Below are 18,622 nucleotides of genomic sequence, written 5' to 3' on the forward strand. Positions count from 1 at the left end.
CCTAGTATAAGCAGGGAGGACGATAAGTGGGAATCCGGTATGCTTTTTCCCGGCCAACGGCAGGGGCAGAGGAAGAGAAGGCATTAATTCATGGCTATCAGGCGGCAGGCTACGAGGGTTTGCAGCTCAAATGGAATCAATATATGCCTCACGTGCAGGAGCCGGAGCGGTTTATGGAACGCTGGGGACAGCCGCCGGGCCTCGCATCCGCGCTTATTACGGGAGGTACGCTGCTTAGCGACGATAGCAAGGAGGAGCTGCGCCGTATTTTCCGCTTTGGGAAGCAGGTGGGCACGGAGCTAATTGTCTACTGCCACAGCGTCCCAAGGACGGGGCTGGAAAAGGAAGCTATTGCTGGCTTTGCGCGTCTGTTCGCGGAGCTGGGCAAGGAGGCGCAAGACAGCGGACTCAAGCTGTCGCTGCATCATCATTATGATCAGCCGGTGATGCACCGGGCGGACTTTGATATATTTTTCAGCGAGCTGCGGCCGGAGGACGGGGTTGGACTGACGGTCGATACGGCGCATCTGGTGAAGTCGGGCATTTCCGATGTGGCGGAGGTCATTCGCAGCTTTGCGCCATTTATCAATAATTTTCATATGAAGGATTTTGCGGCTGGCGAATATCGGATATTAGGAGAGGGCTCGATTGATTTTCAGCCGATTATGGCGGAAGTGAAGCGGATAGGCTATGCGGGCTGGATGTCGGCGGATGAGGAAAGCGGCGGTGAGATAGTGACGGGCATGCAGCAATGCTTGCCGTTCATGAAATCAGGTGTTGGGAGAGTGGCGGAATGAAAAAATATAAAATTGGATTTGTCGGCGCGGGGGCTGTCACACGGCTGCATTTGAGAGGCTATGCCAACCATCAGGATAGCGTGGAAGTCGTTGCGATTTGCGACCCAAGCGAAGCGGCCGCTCAGGAGCGGGCGGATGAGTTCGGCATTGCGGGGAGATACACGGACCTTGCGGAAATGCTGGCGCATAGCGGGCTAGATGCCGCAGTAGTCTGTACACCTTCGACGATACGCGGAAGCATTATGCGTCCGCTGCTGGAAGCAGGCATTCCGGTATTTCTGGAAAAGCCTTTCGCCGACACGTTTGCCGAGGCCCAGCAAATAGCGGAGCTTGCAAAGCAGCTGAACGTTCCGGTATGCATTAATCAAAATTTTCGCAAGCATCATCAATTTGATTTTATTCGCGATTTGGTCAAGTCAGGCGCAATCGGCAAGCTGGAGTCGATTCAATTTGATTCCTTGTTTTATCGGCAGGATGCAGGCTGGCGAGTACACACGGAGCGTCACGCCTTGTCCGTCATGGCGATTCATTGGTTTGACGGTATGCGCCGAATCGCGGGTGCCAAGGCGGCTTCCATTTACTGCAGCGCCTACTCCTCGGAGGCGGTCGATTGTTTAGGGGAGACGGATGCGACCGTGCTGATGACGTTTGAGAACGGCGTGCGCGCCCATTTTACCCAAAGCTTCTCCAGTCCGTTTCATAAAAATGATCTCGTTGTGCTTGGCAGTGAAGGCGTGCTCAGCACGACGTCCAATACGATCGGGCTGTATCGCCGCGAACCGAGCGGGGAGCCGAACTGGAACCCGCAGCCTGTGCAGACATGGGAGCATGCGCTGCCGATAGAGGAGGCGATATTTGACGGCCTCAATCAGCTGCTCGTCTGGCTGGAAACGGGAGTAGAAGCCGAAAATAGCGCGTTTGACAATTTGCATACGGTTTCATTGCTGGATGGCGCGTACGAGTCGGCAAAGAATAATCAGGTTGTTGCCTTTCAGGAAGGACTGCTAGGGTAGAACGGGTAGAGCTTGCAAGTGCAAGAGCTGCAAGAGCTGCAAGAACTGCAAGAGCTGAAAGAGCTGCAAGAGCTGCAAGAGCTGCAAGAGCTGCAAGAGCTGCAAGAGCTGCAAGAGCTGCAAGAGCTGCAAGAGCTGCAAGAGCTGCAAGAGCTGCAAGAGCTGCAAGAACTGCAAGAGCTGCAAGAGCTGCAAGAACTGCAAGAACTGCAAAAGCTGCAAGAGCTGCAAGAATACATCTAAGGAGCTTTGTACAATTGTAATCAATTAAGAAAAATAAATAAGGCGCAGGATTTTCGCAGCAGCGAAAATTTTGCGCCTTATTTCATATTCTAGGCTCTTCGAGCGTTGATTCGATGGCCCCTATTTTGGCGGACACCAAATCCGCTATTTACTCAAGTAAACGGTCATGGAGATGCCTCGCGGACACAGAAGCCGCTAATGGTCCCCCAATCACTATTTTGCCGAGATAATGAGACCAATAAAGGATCTCCTGTCCGCCTACATACTTAAATCACAAAAAAAGCTAAAATAGCGGAACCTCAGTCCTCCAAAAAGGAGAGGTCCTATTAGAGAGCCTATCCGCGCTGGCAAAACACGTAGGCTAATCGCATTTTCGAGGGTGAACCTTTACAGCTGAAAATGCTGCTGGCGGTAATGGAGCGGGCTCATCCCGGTCCAGCGTTTGAATTGCCTGCTGAAATGCGACAGCTGGGAGTAGCCCAGACGCACAGCGATTTCCTTCAGCGACAGCTCCGGCTGGCGAATGAGCACCTTAGCCTCCTGCAGCTTGAGCTCAGATAAAAACTGACGTGGCGACAGGCCATACACTTTGCGAAACACCTCAAGCCCATAGCCCGGGCTGATGCCGAGTGAGCGCATAATCTCTTCAATAGAAAAAGCGCTCTCCGCCGCAGGCTCGCCTGGAAGCTTATGCGGGTCAAAATTCCCCTTGATCGCCTCGGCAATCGCTTTGGCATATTGCACCGACGCTGGCGGCATAGCTGCCATCTCCTCCTCCGGCAAACAGATCGTGCCCACTAATAGCCCAAACAACTCAAACAAATCCGCCTGCAGCCGAAAGCGATCCGCCGTCGTATAGCCGCCTCCCCGCCTAAGCATCGCAATCCATTGCTTCAAAATAGGCAGCAGCCGCTCATGATCCGCGCTTCCGGCAGGGAACAGCAGGCGGCCACTCCGAATCATTTCTTGGCGAAAAGCCGGATCGTCCACATTAAAGTGGGCGCAAAAATAAGCCATGCCTTCCTCCGAAATGCAGCGGCTCTTATGCTTAAAGCCGGGCGGAATAAGCAGAAAGTCGCCGGCGCCCAGCTGATATTTGCTTTCGCCAATGACCGTCTCCTGCGCGCCCTCCTGAATAAAAATCATTTCAAAGCCGATATGGGATTCCAGCGGCATCTGCCAATGCTTGTCTACACGCTGTTCATGCGCGCCAAAAAACTTAATGTTCCAGTCGATAGCGGGCAGAAAGCGCACATTTTGAATCCACGGCGAAAGTGTCACTTCATGATCCATTAGGCAGAACCACCTTTGATTTGGGTAAATTTCACGTTGTTTGGACAATCGGCGATTTATTCTATTTAATTTATACTAAGAGGGCAAGCTAAAGCAATAAGCAAAAGTGATGAAACGATAGGGGTGTGTCGATATGGGACAAACGGCAAAATGGTTTTCAAGCACACAAACAGCGAGCTGGACGGAGAAAAGCACACAAACACGCACCTTTTCACCTGCTCTATCTAACTTGGCAATAACTGAAAGCGCATACCAAACAGTAGAGGGCTTTGGCGGCTGCTTCAATGAGCTGGGCTTTACTGCACTGAGCCACTTAACGGAGGAAGAACGCGCGGCAGTCATGCACGAGCTGTTCCACCCGGAAGGCGAGCAGCGCTTCAGCATTTGCCGCCTGCCTATCGGCGCCAGCGACTATGCGCTGGAGTGGTACAGCTTGAACGAAACGGAAGGCGACGTGGCGATGGCGCATTTTTCCATTGAACGCGACCGCAAGTATTTGATTCCTTATATAAAAGAAGCATTGGCGCTTAATCCGGAGCTGAAGCTGTTCGCTTCGCCATGGAGCCCGCCGACGTGGATGAAGACGCCGAAGGCTTATAATTACGGAACGCTGCGCTGGGAGAAGGAAATTCTCGAAGCCTATGCGCTGTATTTCGTCAAATTCGTTCAGGCCTACCAAGAGGAAGGCATTACGATTCATCAGGTCCATGTGCAAAATGAAGTCGTAGCCGATCAGAAGTTTCCTTCCTGCGTATGGACGGGCGAGCAGCTTAAGGAGTTCATCCGCGATTATTTAGGACCTACTTTTGAACAGCATGGGCTGGATACGGAAATTTGGCTTGGAACGATCAATGCGCCCGATCCATGGCTGGAGCTGATGAAAGGGACAACGAACGATTATGACGCTTATGCGGGTCTTGTGCTGAGCGACCCCGAAGCTTATAAATATATTAAAGGCGTCGGCTATCAGTGGGCAGGCAAATATGCGATAGCCCGGACGTCGCAGAGCTATCCGGAGCTGCGTTATATGCAGACGGAGAATGAATGCGGGGATGGCAAAAACACGTGGGCGTATGCCAAATATGTGTTTCATCTGTACCAGCATTATTTCAGCAACGGCGTGAACAGCTACATTTATTGGAATATGGCGCTGGAGCCGAAAGGGCGCAGCACATGGGGCTGGGAGCAAAATGCCATGATTACAATAGAGCCGGATACGAAGCGGGCTATGAACAATCCGGAATATTACGTGATGAAGCATTTCAGCCATTTTGTGGCACCGGGCTCGAAGCGTATCGGGCTGGAAGGCCCGTGGAGCGGCCATTCCATTGCTTTCAAGCGCGAAGACGGCTCGCGGGTCGTAGTAATTACGAATCCGTATACCGATACAAGAGAGCTTAGGCTGTTCGATGGCGAAGCGGAGCATGTATTCGAGCTGGAGCCGGAATCTTTCCATACGATTGTGCTGTCTTAGTATATAATATAAAATCAATGAACAAACGCCTTTGCGCTTAAGCATGGCGTTTGTTTTGTCGTTATTGAAAGTAAAAAGCAGGGAGGGAAGAGCAATGAGGCTGTTGTCTAAAATATATCGGGCGATTTTGCACCCGTTCCGGCGCAGCATTCGCAATAAGCTGATTTTCATTATGGTGGTTGTGTCGGTGCTGCCGATTATAGCGGTAACTGCGCTTGCTGTGGACAATAACCGCCAGTCGATGGAGACCGAGCTTATTGGGACGAATGTGTCCAATATGAAGTGGACGAGCATTTATCTCGGGGAGCAGTTTTCGCAAATGAACAGCGTGTTATATTCCGTCCTCATTAACCCGAACCTGAATGAATACATTGCCAGCGAGGAGGAATCGGGCCTGTCCAGCCAGTTTTCGGCACAGCGCAACATTGAGGATGCAATGGCCTCGCTTTTTTATTCGGGTAATCATTATATATCGGGCATTGAGCTTTATTTGAAAAGAAGCGGCAAGCTGTTCACGATGAATGCGTCTCAAAATCAAATTAAAACGCTAGACCGCGTACCTGTGCCTTATAATGAACTGTTTAATCAGCGCAAGGATTTTATGATTCAAAACAGTCCGGAAGGCGACCGTTTTCAACTGATACGGAGCATTAACCGGTTTGAAAACCGTGAAATTCTTGGCGGGATTACGTTGGAGGTGCGCTGGGCCATTCTCGACCAGACGCTGTCGCTGCTTAATCCGGCCAATGACCAAACCGTGATTATTGCAGGACCGGATGGAGAAATTTTGTACCAAATGGGCAGCGACGCCCTTTCGGCCGAGCAGGTTGCGAAAATCGTGAAGGGCGGTACAGAGCCTGGCTATGAGCGACAGGGGGATGAATATGTATTTTACAATACGATTGATCCGATGAAGCTAAAGCTCATTAAAATTATTCCACTGAGCGCGATTAACCAAAGCGCGCAAGCGACGATGCATTATGGGATATTGATTGGCACGATAACGGTTGCCGCCGCGATTTTAATTGCCGTGCTGCTTGCCTGGCGTACAGCAACGCCGATTGTGCTGCTTGCGCGCTCCATGCAAGGGCTGAACCTTATCAGACAGGGAGATAAGCCGCTAAGTGGACGCATGGATGAAATTGGCTTGCTGGAGACGAAGCTTTACAATATGTCTCATCGAATTAGGGAGCATATTAAGAGCGAATACAGCATGAATTTGGAAAAAAAGACAGCGGAGCTCAAGGCGCTGCAGGCGCAGATCAATCCGCATTTTTTGCAAAATACGCTGCAAATGATCGGCAGCATGCTCTTTTCCAAAAAGCCTGCTGAAAGCTATGAAACGATTCGCTCGCTAAGCGAAATGTTCCGTTATGTCATTCGCGAGCCAGATGACCTTGCTACGCTGAAGCAGGAGCTGGAGCATATGAACAATTACATGGTCATCCAGCAGCAGCGGTTTCAGTCGCGGCTGCAATACAGCCTAGAGGTGGATGAGCGGCTGCTGCAAAGCCGCATTCCGAAGCTGACGCTGCAGCCCATCGTGGAAAATGCATTTATGCACGGACTCGATTCGCAGGCTGGAGGCTGGGAGCTGAGCGTAAAGGTAGCTCAAGCCAGCATCGCAGAAGCGGAAGGCGGAGTTGGGGCATTAGCATTAGCAGGAGTAACCATTACAATCAGTGACAATGGAGTAGGGATTGGCGCTGAGCGGCTGAGGGAAGTTCGCCAAAGGCTCAGCTATGCGGATGGGCAGGTTTGGACACACGGGGAGCGGATTGGGCTGGGCAATGTGGCCTCAAGGCTGCAAATGCATTTTGGCAAAGCGTATGGCTTGGCGATCGACAGTGAAGTCGGGGTTGGCACGCGCATAACCATTCATATTCCTGGTGAGAGGCAAGGGGGAGAACTGCATGATTAAAGTAATGCTGGTCGATGATGAAAGCTGGGGACGAGACATCGTTCGCACATTCGGCCGCTGGCCGGAATATGAGATGGAAATTGTCGCCGAGGCGGAGGATGGCGAAGAGGCGCTGCGGCTCGCTGAGAAGCATATGCCACAGCTCATCATTACCGATATGCGGATGCCGGGCATGGATGGTGTGAAGCTGCTGAATGAGCTGCATGAACGCCTGCCTCATATTCAAATTGTCGTCATTAGCGGCTATGATGACTTCAAATACATGCAGCATGCGATTCGCTGCCAGGCTGTAGATTATTTGCTGAAGCCGATTGATCCGAAAGAGCTGAACGCAGTGCTCTCAAAATGTGCAGCGGGGATCGCGGCGGCGGCGGAGAGCCGGCGCATGCTGACGCTGGATCTCGAATGGCTGCTGTCGCTGACATCGATGAAGCAGCGGCTGCGTGCCCGGTTCAATGAGCTGGACCGCGAAGGCATGCAGGAGCTGTTCGGGGAGCTGGAGAGAGAGATGGATAGCAGTGGTGCTGGCAAGCCGCAGCTGCTGGAGCGCATTATCCAAGAGCTGCTGCTCATGCTGAAGGAGCTGCTGCTGGCTAATTCATTGGAGGCAAATGCGATGGATGGCGCAAGAGACGGGGCGGAGCTCGCCTCAAGCGCGAATGCAGCCGCTTTTCTGACTGCCCGCTATGAGGAGGCGCTGGAGCAGCTGATTCAGCAGCGGAAATTCAAGAAACGGCTTAATTTGGACGAGGTTAGGCAGTATATGGAGGCGCGGTTTGCCGAGCCGATTTCCCTGGAGCAGGTAGCTCGCGCTTTTTTCGTTAGCAAGGAGTACTTGAGTAAAACGTTTAAGCAGGAATATGGCTGCAATATGACCGATTATATTTTGCAGCTTCGCATGGATAAGGCGCGGGAGTGGCTGCTTGATGAAAAATTGCCGATTAAAACAGTCGCGGAAATGGCAGGCTATGAAGATGTAACGTATTTTTATCGCGTGTTTAAAAAGCATTTCGGCATTGCCCCAGGAGAAATGCGTCGTGGCAGCGAGAATTAATGCGATTAAGTGGACAGGTTGGACAGATTGGACAATCTTTAACTTGGTTTAAAAATGTCCAAGTGAACAGTCTAATTCTGTCCAATTAAACGCTTTCATAAATCAGATACAATGAAAGCGTAAACAAACAAGCTTACGGGAGGTCATTACAGATGAAAAAGAAGCTTTGGAAATCAGCGCTAAGCGCAGCATTAATTACAACACTGCTGGCAGGCTGCGGCTCGAACAGCGGTACGGCAACCAATAATGGCACAGAGACAGGCGAAGGCGGCGCGAAAACGGTCAAGCTCAAAATGTTTATCGCTCAGCCAAGGCTCAAAGAAAGCTACGATAAATACATTGCTCAATTTGTAGCGAAGGAAAAAGCAGAGAAAAACATTGATGTTCAAGTTCAACTTGAAATGCCGACAGCAGACACGGCTCCGCAAATTTTGAAAACAAGACTGGCTTCCAATGATGCCCCGGACGTGTTCGCCGTTCATGCGATCAATGAAATTCCTTCGTTTTACAAAGCAGGCTATTTGGAGGATTTGTCCGGACAGCCATTTGTCGACAAGCTACTGGACAGCGTGAAGCCTTCCGTTACGACAACAGACGGTAAAATCGTTGCCGTACCTATGGAAACGCTGTCATGGGGATACGTTTATAACAAAAAGATTTTCAAAGACCTCGGCTTGACGCCGCCAACTACTTTGACAGAAATGAAAGCGGTTATCGCGAAGCTGAAGGAAAATAAAATAACGCCATTCCTGCTGTCCTACAAGGAATCATGGATTCCGCAGCTGTTCCTGCCGCTGGCAGTAGGAGCTATCTCAAATACGACAGATAAAGATTTTGTGGAAAGAATGAACAAGGACGAAGGCTCCTTCAACGAAATGAAAGCGATGTTCGAAGTGATCGATCTGGTCAACCAGAATGGTACGGATAAAGCGATGGAGGTAGGCGGCGACGATGGATCAGCAGCTTTCGCTACAGGCAAAGCGGCTATGTGGATCCAAGGACCATGGTTTGCAGAATCGATTCTAAAAGCAAATGCCGATATGGATTTTGGCGTAGCTCCGCTGCCGATTAATGATGATCCTAATGCAACGATGATCAACCTGAGTACATCTACTTCACTCGTTGTATCAAAAAACAGTGCGAACAAGGAAGTGGCACTGGACTTCGTCAACTACGTGCTGGATGACAAAGACTCTAATGCTTTTTACGAAGAGCTCAAATTTAATCCGGTTGCCAAAAATCATTCGTTCACCACTTATCCTTGGGTAGAAGATGCAATGACTTACGTTAAAGAAGGCAAATCGTATTTGGATCCTTCCATCCCGCAAGCGGTTAAGGATGAGTCAGGCAAAGCGCTGCAATCGTATTACGCTGGACAACTGTCGCAGGATGGTGTTATAGCGGCACTCGACAAGGCATGGAAATCGTTTAACAAAGTAAATAAATAAAGAAGGAATGGCGAGCAGGGCGGGATAGAGCGAGAGGCTTCCCACCCTGCAGAGCCTTCCCATCATCATCTTAGGAGAGGTGAGCAACCGTGCCAATGAAGGGTGTTTTAAAAAGATATGTATCGCTGCTGGCCTTCGTCGCGCCTGCATTTATTTTGTACGCCATTTTTCTGCTGATTCCGACTATTGGCGGTATGTATTACAGCTTTACAGACTGGAATGGACTGAACACCAACTATCAATTTATTGGTCTCGACAATTTTGTGGAGGCGCTGAAGGACGACCCGGATTTTGTCCACTCGCTGCTGTTCACATTAAAATATGTGCTGTATATGCTTGTGCTGCAAAATGTAATCGCACTGCTGCTTGCCGTTCTCATTGAATCGCGGAGCAAAAGCAAAGGATTTTTCCGCACGATATTTTTCATGCCAAACATGATCAGTATTATTATTAGCGCTTTTATGTGGACATTCGTGTTTACACAAGTGCTGCCGCAGCTGGCGGAAAAAACAATGTTCACCTTCCTGGATCAATCCTGGGTTGGCGATCCGAAGTTTTCCTTCTATGCGATTTTGGTTATCTCGCTCTGGAATGGCGTCGGCTACATGATGATTATTTATTTGGCCGGCTTGCAAGGGGTGCCGCAAAGCTTGATGGAAGCGGCTATTATCGATGGTGCGAATCCGCTGCAGCGCTTTATGAAGGTTACGCTGCCGATGATTACACATGCCATTACGATTTGCTTCTTCTTGACGCTGAACGGCGCTTTTAAAGTGTTCGAGGTCGTATATGGATTTACGGGCGGAGGTCCGGGCCGGTCGACGCAGGTTATTACGATGAATATTTATGAAGAGGCCTTCTCGAACAACTTCCGCTACGGCTATGCCAGCGCGAAATCGGTCATTTTATTCATTATCGTCTTGATTTTCACACTCATTCAGATTGCAGTCATGAAAAGAAAAGAGGTGGAGGCATGAGAAACAGAAGCGCGAGCTCGTTATTTATTACGCTGTTTCTTTCGATCGGCGCCGCCATTTCCTTCTTCCCGATTTATATGGCCATTGCCAACTCGTTTAAAACGCAAGGAGAAATGTTTCAATCGTTCGTGGCTTTGCCGTCTGCGCCAACCTTTGACAACTACGTGCAGGCTTTTCACAAAATCAATATGCTTAACAGCACGATAAATTCGGTAATCGTATCGGTGCTGGGCATTGGCGGCATCGTGTTCTGCGCCGCTCTAGCGGGCTATAAGCTGTCTAGGACACCAGGCAAGGCGAGCGCGGCCATCTTTTTCCTATTCGTCGCTTCGATGCTCGTGCCCTTTCACTCGATTATGATTCCGCTTACTCGCATGGCGAACGGCTTGTCCGTACAGGGCAGTACTTATGGCTTGGCACTTATTTACATTGGACTAGGCGTCAATATGGCCGTATTTCTCTATCATGGTTTCGTAAAATCGATTCCGCGCGAGCTGGAGGAAGCGGCTCATATGGACGGCTGCGGCGAGTTCCAGACGTTTTTCCGGATTATTTTTCCGCTGCTGCTGCCGATTACGGTGACGATTGCCATTCTCGATTTCCTATGGATCTGGAATGACTTCCTGCTGCCGATGCTGATGCTGACGGATTCGGATCATTATACGCTTATTTTGTCCACGAACACATTGTTTGGCGAATACAACAAAGAGTGGACACTCATCCTCGCTTCGCTTGTACTGACGGCGATTCCGGTTATTATTATTTACGCCTTCTTCCAGCGCTTTATTATGGAGGGCATTACAGAAGGAGCAGTGAAGGGCTAATGGATAAATTATTATACGGCGTTGCTTATTACGATGAATATATGCCTTATGAGAGGCTGAGTGAAGATATCCGCATGATGAAGGAAGCGGGCATTAACGTAGTCCGTATTGCCGAATCTACTTGGAGCACGCATGAGCCGCAAAATGGCGTATTTGATTTCAGCTCGGTAGACCGCGTGCTGGATGCGATGCATGAAGCAGGTATCCATGTTATCGTGGGAACGCCAACTTATGCGATACCGACCTGGATGGTCAAGGAGCACCCGGATGTGCTTGCTATAACAGCAGCCGGACCTGGCAAATATGGCGCGCGCCAAATTATGGATATTACGCATCCGGTGTATTTGTTCCATGCTGAGCGGATCATTCGCAAGCTGATCGAGCGCGTCAGCAAGCATCCGGCGGTAATCGGCTATCAGACGGACAATGAGACAAAACACTACGGCACGGCTGGGCCGAATGTACAGCTGCGCTTCGTCAAATATATGCGCGATACTTACGAGACGCTGGACCAGGTCAATGAGCTATTCGGCCTCGATTATTGGAGCAACCGCATTAACAGCTGGGAGGACTTTCCGTCCGTTGTCGGAACCATCAATGGCAGCTTAGGCGCAGAATTTGCCAAATTCCAACGCGGGCTGGTTAATGAGTTTCTTGCATGGCAGGTAGGCCTTGTCAATGAATACAAGCAGCCAGGGCAGTTCGTGACGCAAAACTTCGATTTTGAATGGCGCGGTTATTCCTTTGGCGTTCAGCCGTCGGTCAACCATTTCGAAGCGGCGGTGCCATTCGATATTGCTGGTGTAGACATCTATCATCCGTCACAGGATGAGCTGACGGGCATTGAAATTTCATTTGGCGGCGACATGACGCGTTCACTGAAGGGCAGCAACTATTTGGTGCTGGAAACCCAGGCGCAGGCATTCCCGCACTGGACGCCATATCCGGGGCAGCTGCGGCTGCAGGCGTTCAGCCATGTGGCATCTGGCGCTGATATGGTTGCTTATTGGCACTGGCACTCGATCCATAATTCGTTCGAGACGTATTGGAAAGGGCTGCTCAGCCACGATTTTCTGCCTAATCCGGTTTATAACGAAGCAGGGACGATCGGACGGGATTTTGCCCGCCTGAGCGATGAACTGGTGCATTTGCGCAAGCAAAACAACGTTGCCGTTATGGTGAGCAACGAAGCGCTGACAGCGATGGAGTGGTTCAAGCTGCCGGATGGCAAATTGTACAATGATGTTGTGCGCTGGTTGTATGACGAGCTGTACAAAATGAACATCGGCTGCGATTTTATTACGCCAGCTTGCGAGAAGCTGGATGATTACAAGGTCGTCATTGTTCCGGCTTTGTATGCCGTACCGGATCTGACGCTTGAGCGGCTAAATGCTTTTGTCGAGCAGGGCGGGCATGCCGTATATTCGTTCAAAAGCGGCTTTGCCGACGAGCGGATAAAAGTACGGACCTCGCAGCAGCCGGGCATTATTGGAAAAGCGTGCGGCGTCGGCTACAGCCTGTTTATCGATCCGAAAAATGTCGGGCTGAAAGGTGCAGGGCTGGATGCAGCGCCAGGCACGGTTACGAGCTGGATGGAGCTGCTGACGCCGCTTACCGGCGAAGTTGAGGTGCTGGCGCATTATGACCATCCGCAGTGGGGCGAATATGCGGCCATTACCCGCAACCGCTACGGCAAAGGTACGGCGACATACATTGGCTGCCTGACGGATGGAGCTTCTGCCCATGAGGTGCTGAAGGGCACCGTTCAAGAGGCGGGACTATGGGGTGAAGATCAGCAGGTCAGCTTCCCGATCATCGTGAAGCATGGGGTTAATGGGCAGGGAGCGCAGCTGCGCTACTATTTCAACTACTCTGCTGAGCCGGTATCCTTCGTTTATCCGCATGCAGCGGGACATGAATTGCTGGAGGGCCGTCCGGTCGGCAGTGGCGAGCAGCTTACGCTTGCACCGTGGGGCGTGCAAATAATTAAAGCAGGATAACTCGAAATATAGAGAAGTAAACAAGGCGCGACGCCTTCGCATTTTGCGAAGGCGTCGCGCCTTTGTTGGTTAATATACTTTTTTGTGAAAAATGGTGTTTTGCCTGATGCCGACCTTCCACCCTTATTCATAAGATAGTGGAATAGGATAGCCATTATCCAAATATGAGAGAATGCGGAGGGAGCCATGAATAAGGTCGCCTTCATTACAGGTGTGACAGGACAAGACGGCATGTATTTAACCGAACTGCTGCTGACTAAAGGTTACATTGTTCACGGTTTGAGACGGCGCAGCTCGCTGGCGAATACAGGGCGGATCGACCGTATTGTGGAGCAAGCGAATCGCGTAGAGCAGCGATTGCATTTGCATTATGGCGATTTGACGGATTCGACAAACTTGGTACGGCTGGTACAGGACATTCAGCCGGATGAAATTTATAATTTGGCGGCGATGAGCCATGTGCATGTCAGCTTTGATATGCCGGAATATACAGCAAATGCCGATGGCATCGGTACTTTGCGCCTGCTCGAAGCCATAAGGCTGCTTGGTCTGACCCATAAAACGAAAATTTATCAGGCGTCCACGTCAGAGCTGTACGGACTTGTGCAGGCGGTTCCACAAAGCGAGACGACACCATTTTACCCCCGCAGCCCTTACGCGGTCGCCAAGCTGTATGGCTATTGGATTACGGTCAATTACCGGGAAGCATACGGCATGTATGCCTGTAACGGCATCTTGTTCAACCATGAAAGCCCGGTGCGCGGAGAAACGTTCGTCACGCGAAAAATAACCCGCGCTGTTGCCCGCATCGCCTCTGGCCTCCAGCAGACGCTGGAGCTGGGCAACTTGTCGGCCCAGCGTGACTGGGGCCATGCGAGGGATTATGTAGAAGCGATGTGGCGCATTCTGCAGCAAAACGAGCCGGAGGATTATGTCATTGCCACGGGGCAGACAACAGAAGTGCGTGAGTTTGTGCGGCTTGCTTTTGCCGAGGCAGGCATCGAGGTTGCTTTTACGGGCGAGGGAGCGGATGAGTTGGGCCATGTGGTCAGCTGCAAGCATCCTGAATACCAGCTTCCAGTTGGCCAATTGGTCGTCCAGGTTAACCCGCGATATTACCGCCCGACCGAGGTGGAGCTATTGCTTGGCGACCCGGGAAAAGCGCAGGCGAAGCTCGGCTGGACGCCAGCGAGCAGCCTTGCTGATCTCGTCAAGGATATGGTCGCCGCCGACTTGGAGGAGACGCAGCGCGTAGCAAATTTGCGCAAGCTGGGTTATGATGTGAGTTTGGATATGGAATAACTGTAATATGTCTATTCTGCATATTACAGGACTTTTAAATTGGAAAAAATCATTCCGGAACACTGCATCAATCCAGCAGTTTCCGGAGGGATTTTGATTTTAAGGCGTCGATTAAAGGAGAAACTGGCTTTTTTCGACCGGGTGATAAACAAGATGGCGTGTAATATCACCAGGATGCTGTACTAGAAGTGGCCCCCAAGCAGGATTCGTATCGTGCATCAGCTTGAGCAGTGAGAGCATGCGATCAAATACCAGTTGGACATCCGCTTCGCTGGACAAGCCTTCAGTTAGAGCTGCCGCTACGATATGTGCAGCATAATAACCAGAGCGGAATTCGTCCGCAAGCGAGCCTGTAGTCCGCATTAAGATGCGCAATGAAGAGACGATGCGTTCATCCTTGTTTCTCCAATTTTGAATTTCATCCAGCGAGTGATTTTCAAGGCTGCTAAGTTTGGTTTTCATAATTGTCCAAGCGACGATTCGTGCGGAGCGCTTAGCTGTATCGGTATCCATTAGGCTGCCGCCTAAATGAATAACGGATAGATCCTTGTCGGTTTCTGCTTCAATCATTTTCTCCCACTCAGCGGCTTGATCGAATTCAAGCAGACCGGCAGCATAGGCGCCTAAATATCCACGTAAAATGTCAGCCGCATGAGGATCACCAGAAGGCCCTTCATTTCGCAACTGGGCTTGTCCGGTAAAAGCTGCGTTCATGCCGCGGAAATAACCGACAAGACCAATCGCCGCCGTTGGCCCCAAATTCAGGATGCCTAGAATGTCCGAAGCGGTTTCATCCATGCGGGAAGCCCAATAATCTGGAAGACCTTGACCGATATTTTCTTGGGTGAGACTGACACGAACAGCATTTGCCAATTCCTCCAGCAGCCCAACATCTGCGTGCAGAATATCGTGACCACACACCTCATGAGGGATGCTGGACCATGCCAGCAAGCCAGTAGTTGAATGGGCAGGAGGAAGACTGACAATCGCAGCTTCCAGATCAAATACAGCTGTAGCGTCGATAGGCCAAGTATAAGGGCCGGAGTCGGGTTCTCCCCACTTTACCAAGGCCGGAGTAACACTGAGATCCGGAAGCTTGATGCCTATCCGGTCACCTGCACTTAGGTAACCGTCGTAAAGATCGCTAACCACCTCTTGAAAGGCATCGTTTGCCAGAGCGTGAAAGCCTTCACCATTTTGGAGAATGCTATGGGCGATATCCAGCATGAGTCTGGCAGTATTATTTCTGTTCGGATCCCGCAGTAAAATTTCCATGAAGCCCTGCTGGCCAAGATTATCCAGCTTGCGGATAAATGGAATGGCAACCGCCTGTTGATATAGCATCGGGAGCTTGCCTTTTGCTGACTCTAGCCTTCCTCGCAATTGGTGATAATCGGTAGGATCAAGCGGCCCCTGAATGTTAGAAAGTACAGCTTTCTTTACATCCTGAATGCATGCAGGCAAATTGGAGATATCCGGCATTACAACAGTAGTTATGCGGTTTCTTTCAAGTGTTGTTTGCATAGTTAGGTTACCTCCTGAAAGTTTTGTATGAACAGAAGCCTACCACCAGCTTAAGTTTCGATCAAATGGTGAGCCTCAGGGTTCCATAGCCGTCTTTGAAGCGCTATTCCGTTTTTGAAGTGGAGCTCATAAAGATCAGGGTTCGTCATTTGTTCTCCCTGCTGATCGGTGAAATCGGGCACGTAATGCTGAAGCAGCAGTGTTAAAGTCAAACGATGGCTAACCAGCAGAAACGTTTGACCGCCGCTATTCAATAGCTCGTTCGTTAATGCAACAACACGTTTGGACACTTCTTGTGCGCTTTCCTCTCTGTCTATACCGGGTACTCCTTGCTCTCGAAGACGGTTTTCCGCCGGATCTAGATGGAGGTTCAGCCGTTTTTCAATGATTTGCGCTGTTTGCCAAGCCCGCAGATAAGGGCTGGAAATTAATTTCTCCAAGTGCAAGTCCATGCTTGCAAGAGCATTTGCCAGTTGTTCAGACTGCGTTACTCCGACTGTGCTAAGAGGGGCATCTGTCTGGTTTCCAGTAGCGCGTCCATGTCTGACCAAATACAAGGTTACTTCATCATGCATTAGCTAACGTCACCTTTTAAATAAGATTTTAAGCTTCTGTTTTAGGCAGTAAATTTTCTGCTTCGACTATAGTGTGTAATGTCTCATAACTTAATCCATTCCATAATTTGCGAGAATATTCTCGTCAGCACTGCACACCTAATAATACAGTTTCGGGAAAGGAAAAATTTTTGGGAGTGATAGGCAAGAAAATGATATGCCCAACATGATAGGTAATGGAATAAAGAATTATGACGAAATAAGCTTCCGTCCCCACCAATAGCGTGGAGCCGGAAGCTTATTGTTTTGGAGCTAATCAGCCGCTTTATAACAGGCTTTCCCGCAGGCAATCGCAAATGTAGGCGATGTCCTGTTCATTCAAGCCGCCGTAGGTCGGCACATTCAGTCCTTGCGCGGCAATGCGATTTGCGACGGGGAATTCCTCGTTGCGCTGCATGCCTTGATACGGCGGAAGCACATGCATCGGATAAAAGAACGGCCTCGTTTCAATGCCGCGTTCTTTCAGGCGTTCCATGAAAGCGCCGCGCTGCTCTTCGTTATAGCCGTTCAGCAGGATGCTGAACATCCAGTAAACGTTTTTCGCCCATGGCTGCTCGGTAGGCAGCGTGAAGGCGCTGTTTCCTTCGAGCTGCTTGCGGTAAAGCGAGGCGACGCGTATGCGCTCGCCGACATGCCAGTCGATGTTTTCCATTTGCGCGCAGCCGACCGCCGCTTGCAAGTTCGTCAGGCGGTAGTTGTAGCCGATGACAGGAAACCAATATTTGCGGGCGGGATCGATGCCCTGTCCGCGCAAAAGCTGCATTTTGCGGGCAAGCTGCTCGTCATTGGTCGTAATCATGCCGCCTTCGCCGGTTGTAATGATTTTGTTGCCGAATAGGCTGAACGTTCCCGTATGGCCAAGCGAGCCGGTTCGCTTGCCCTTGTATTCTGCACCGGGCGCTTCCGCAGCGTCCTCCAGCACAAACAACCCATGCCGCTCCGCAACTGCCGAAATAGCATCCATATTGGCAGGATGCCCGTACAGATGGACGGGAATGATGCCCTTCGTCCTCGGAGTAATAAGTCCCTCCAGCAGCTCCGGGTCCATGTTCCACGTATCCGACTCGCTGTCAATGAAGACCGGAGTGGCTCCGCAATACGTGACGGCATTGGCTGTAGCGATAAACGTCAGCGTTGGGACGATGACCTCATCTCCCGGGCCTACCCCGTGAGCCAGCAGCGCCAAATGCAGAGCGGTTGTGCCATTGCTGCAGGAGACAGCAAATTTCGTCCCGCAATAGTTGGCGAAAGCTTCCTCGAACGTATGAATATATTTGCCTGTTGAGGAAATCCAGGTGGAATCCAGGCAATCCATCACGTATTTTTTCTCATTTCCATTAAAAATCGGAACGGCAACCGGATAAAATTTGTCGCCCAACATTATGCCTCCTCCGTGTTACGTTCGCTCTTGGTTCAAAAGACGCTTCACTGTGGCGGGAACGCCAACGGCAAGCGTTTGGTCCGGAATATTCCGAATGACGGCGGCACCGGCCCCAATCATACAGCCTGCGCCAATGCGAATGCCATCGATGACAACGGTGCCTGTTCCAAGAAAAGAGCCGTCGCCGACGGTTACGCCGCCGGACAGCGTGGTGCCAGGTGCCAGGTGGCAAGCCTCGCCAATGATGCAATCATGGTCAACTGTTGCAGCCGTGTTAATAATAGTGAGGGAGCCAATTCGGGCATCCGGCTGAATGATGCCTCCCGGCATAACCGCAATGCCATAGCCAAGCGTGGCGCTGGGAGCGATGTAAGCTAAAGGGCTTATGGCATTAATCAGCTCAAAGCCGAGGCTTTGCACATGGCGGGCGAGCCGCAGCCGCGTCGCATTATTGCCAATCGCGATAAAAGCATGGCGTACGCCCTGCTCCAGCAGCAGAGGGAGCAGGGCATCATCGCCAAGCACAGGGACATTCAAGATCTGCCCGTCTTGCTCGCGACCGATGCAGCCAATAACCTCATATGTCTGGCTGGTCCGAAAAATATCAACGACGACTTTGGCATGTCCGCCGGCTCCAACAACAATGGTACGATAAGGATTCGCTGAAACAGCATTCATGCCGTATAGGCTCCTTCAACTATAAAATGAGGGGGTGATGCAGCTACTCCCATCATATTCAAAGGCCGGAAAATTGCTT

At 50.7% G+C, this 18,622-nt stretch carries 16 protein-coding genes; 11 read left to right on the plus strand and 5 right to left on the minus strand.

What is annotated here, in order from left to right:
* Nucleotides 1–26 precede the first annotated feature (26 nt).
* The 3 genes from AC6B99_RS13100 to AC6B99_RS13110 are packed head-to-tail and all read left to right on the plus strand — an operon-like array spanning nt 27 to nt 2,053.
* Complete coding sequence (locus AC6B99_RS13100) at nt 27–797, plus strand: TIM barrel protein (protein ID WP_494863999.1); 771 nt, start codon at nt 27–29, stop codon at nt 795–797.
* On the plus strand, nt 794–1,810 hold the full coding sequence (locus tag AC6B99_RS13105) for a Gfo/Idh/MocA family oxidoreductase (protein WP_494881181.1): 1,017 nt from the start codon (nt 794–796) through the stop codon (nt 1,808–1,810). Before AC6B99_RS13100 ends, AC6B99_RS13105 begins: the two co-directional genes overlap by 4 nt.
* Nucleotides 1,811–1,828: 18 nt before the next feature.
* On the plus strand, nt 1,829–2,053 hold the full coding sequence (locus AC6B99_RS13110) for a hypothetical protein (protein ID WP_496663508.1): 225 nt from the start codon (nt 1,829–1,831) through the stop codon (nt 2,051–2,053).
* Between the two features lie 387 nt (nt 2,054–2,440).
* Here the strand turns inward: AC6B99_RS13110 and AC6B99_RS13115 are convergent, their stop codons facing one another.
* Nucleotides 2,441–3,346, minus strand: a complete 906-nt coding sequence (locus tag AC6B99_RS13115; RefSeq protein WP_494863997.1) for a helix-turn-helix domain-containing protein — start codon at nt 3,344–3,346, stop codon at nt 2,441–2,443.
* A gap of 133 nt (nt 3,347–3,479) precedes the next feature.
* Between AC6B99_RS13115 and AC6B99_RS13120 the strand changes: the two genes are divergently transcribed.
* The 8 genes from AC6B99_RS13120 to gmd all read left to right on the plus strand — a co-directional run bounded on the left by AC6B99_RS13120 (nt 3,480) and on the right by gmd (nt 14,346).
* Nucleotides 3,480–4,820: a glycoside hydrolase family 30 protein gene (locus AC6B99_RS13120; protein WP_496663509.1), complete on the plus strand. Its 1,341-nt coding sequence runs from the start codon at nt 3,480–3,482 to the stop codon at nt 4,818–4,820.
* Between the two features lie 94 nt (nt 4,821–4,914).
* Complete coding sequence (locus tag AC6B99_RS13125) at nt 4,915–6,741, plus strand: histidine kinase (RefSeq protein WP_494863995.1); 1,827 nt, start codon at nt 4,915–4,917, stop codon at nt 6,739–6,741.
* The gene (locus tag AC6B99_RS13130) at nt 6,734–7,795 is read left to right on the plus strand and encodes a response regulator transcription factor (RefSeq protein ID WP_056038444.1); all 1,062 of its coding nucleotides are present in this window, start codon (nt 6,734–6,736) and stop codon (nt 7,793–7,795) included. Before AC6B99_RS13125 ends, AC6B99_RS13130 begins: the two co-directional genes overlap by 8 nt.
* A gap of 152 nt (nt 7,796–7,947) precedes the next feature.
* The gene (locus tag AC6B99_RS13135; RefSeq protein WP_494863994.1) at nt 7,948–9,243 is read left to right on the plus strand and encodes an extracellular solute-binding protein; all 1,296 of its coding nucleotides are present in this window, start codon (nt 7,948–7,950) and stop codon (nt 9,241–9,243) included.
* A gap of 95 nt (nt 9,244–9,338) precedes the next feature.
* Entirely contained in the window at nt 9,339–10,220 is an 882-nt protein-coding gene (locus tag AC6B99_RS13140; RefSeq protein WP_430154609.1) for a carbohydrate ABC transporter permease, read from the plus strand.
* A complete protein-coding gene (locus AC6B99_RS13145; RefSeq protein ID WP_056038436.1) occupies nt 10,217–11,044 on the plus strand; it encodes a carbohydrate ABC transporter permease in 828 nt (275 codons plus the stop codon). The genes AC6B99_RS13140 and AC6B99_RS13145 overlap by 4 nt, the downstream gene beginning before the upstream one ends.
* Nucleotides 11,044–13,044: a beta-galactosidase gene (locus AC6B99_RS13150; RefSeq protein WP_496663510.1), complete on the plus strand. Its 2,001-nt coding sequence runs from the start codon at nt 11,044–11,046 to the stop codon at nt 13,042–13,044. The genes AC6B99_RS13145 and AC6B99_RS13150 overlap by 1 nt, the downstream gene beginning before the upstream one ends.
* Nucleotides 13,045–13,230: 186 nt before the next feature.
* The gene (gene gmd / locus AC6B99_RS13155; protein ID WP_496663511.1) at nt 13,231–14,346 is read left to right on the plus strand and encodes a GDP-mannose 4,6-dehydratase; all 1,116 of its coding nucleotides are present in this window, start codon (nt 13,231–13,233) and stop codon (nt 14,344–14,346) included.
* A 111-nt stretch (nt 14,347–14,457) separates the two neighbouring features.
* Here gmd and AC6B99_RS13160 read toward each other — a convergent pair whose 3' ends face one another.
* From AC6B99_RS13160 to AC6B99_RS13175, 4 genes are all read right to left on the minus strand, one after another.
* A complete protein-coding gene (locus AC6B99_RS13160; protein ID WP_496663512.1) occupies nt 14,458–15,870 on the minus strand; it encodes a hypothetical protein in 1,413 nt (470 codons plus the stop codon).
* Nucleotides 15,871–15,920: 50 nt separating this feature from the next.
* Nucleotides 15,921–16,445 carry a histidine phosphatase family protein gene (locus tag AC6B99_RS13165; RefSeq protein ID WP_496663513.1) on the minus strand — a complete coding sequence of 175 codons (525 nt, stop codon included), beginning with the start codon at nt 16,443–16,445 and terminating at the stop codon, nt 15,921–15,923.
* A gap of 304 nt (nt 16,446–16,749) precedes the next feature.
* On the minus strand, nt 16,750–17,865 hold the full coding sequence (locus tag AC6B99_RS13170; RefSeq protein WP_496663514.1) for a DegT/DnrJ/EryC1/StrS family aminotransferase: 1,116 nt from the start codon (nt 17,863–17,865) through the stop codon (nt 16,750–16,752).
* Nucleotides 17,866–17,880: 15 nt separating this feature from the next.
* Nucleotides 17,881–18,543: an acetyltransferase gene (locus tag AC6B99_RS13175; protein WP_081418929.1), complete on the minus strand. Its 663-nt coding sequence runs from the start codon at nt 18,541–18,543 to the stop codon at nt 17,881–17,883.
* Between the last annotated feature and the right edge of the window lie 79 nt (nt 18,544–18,622).

The organism is Paenibacillus liaoningensis (genome assembly GCF_059609455.1).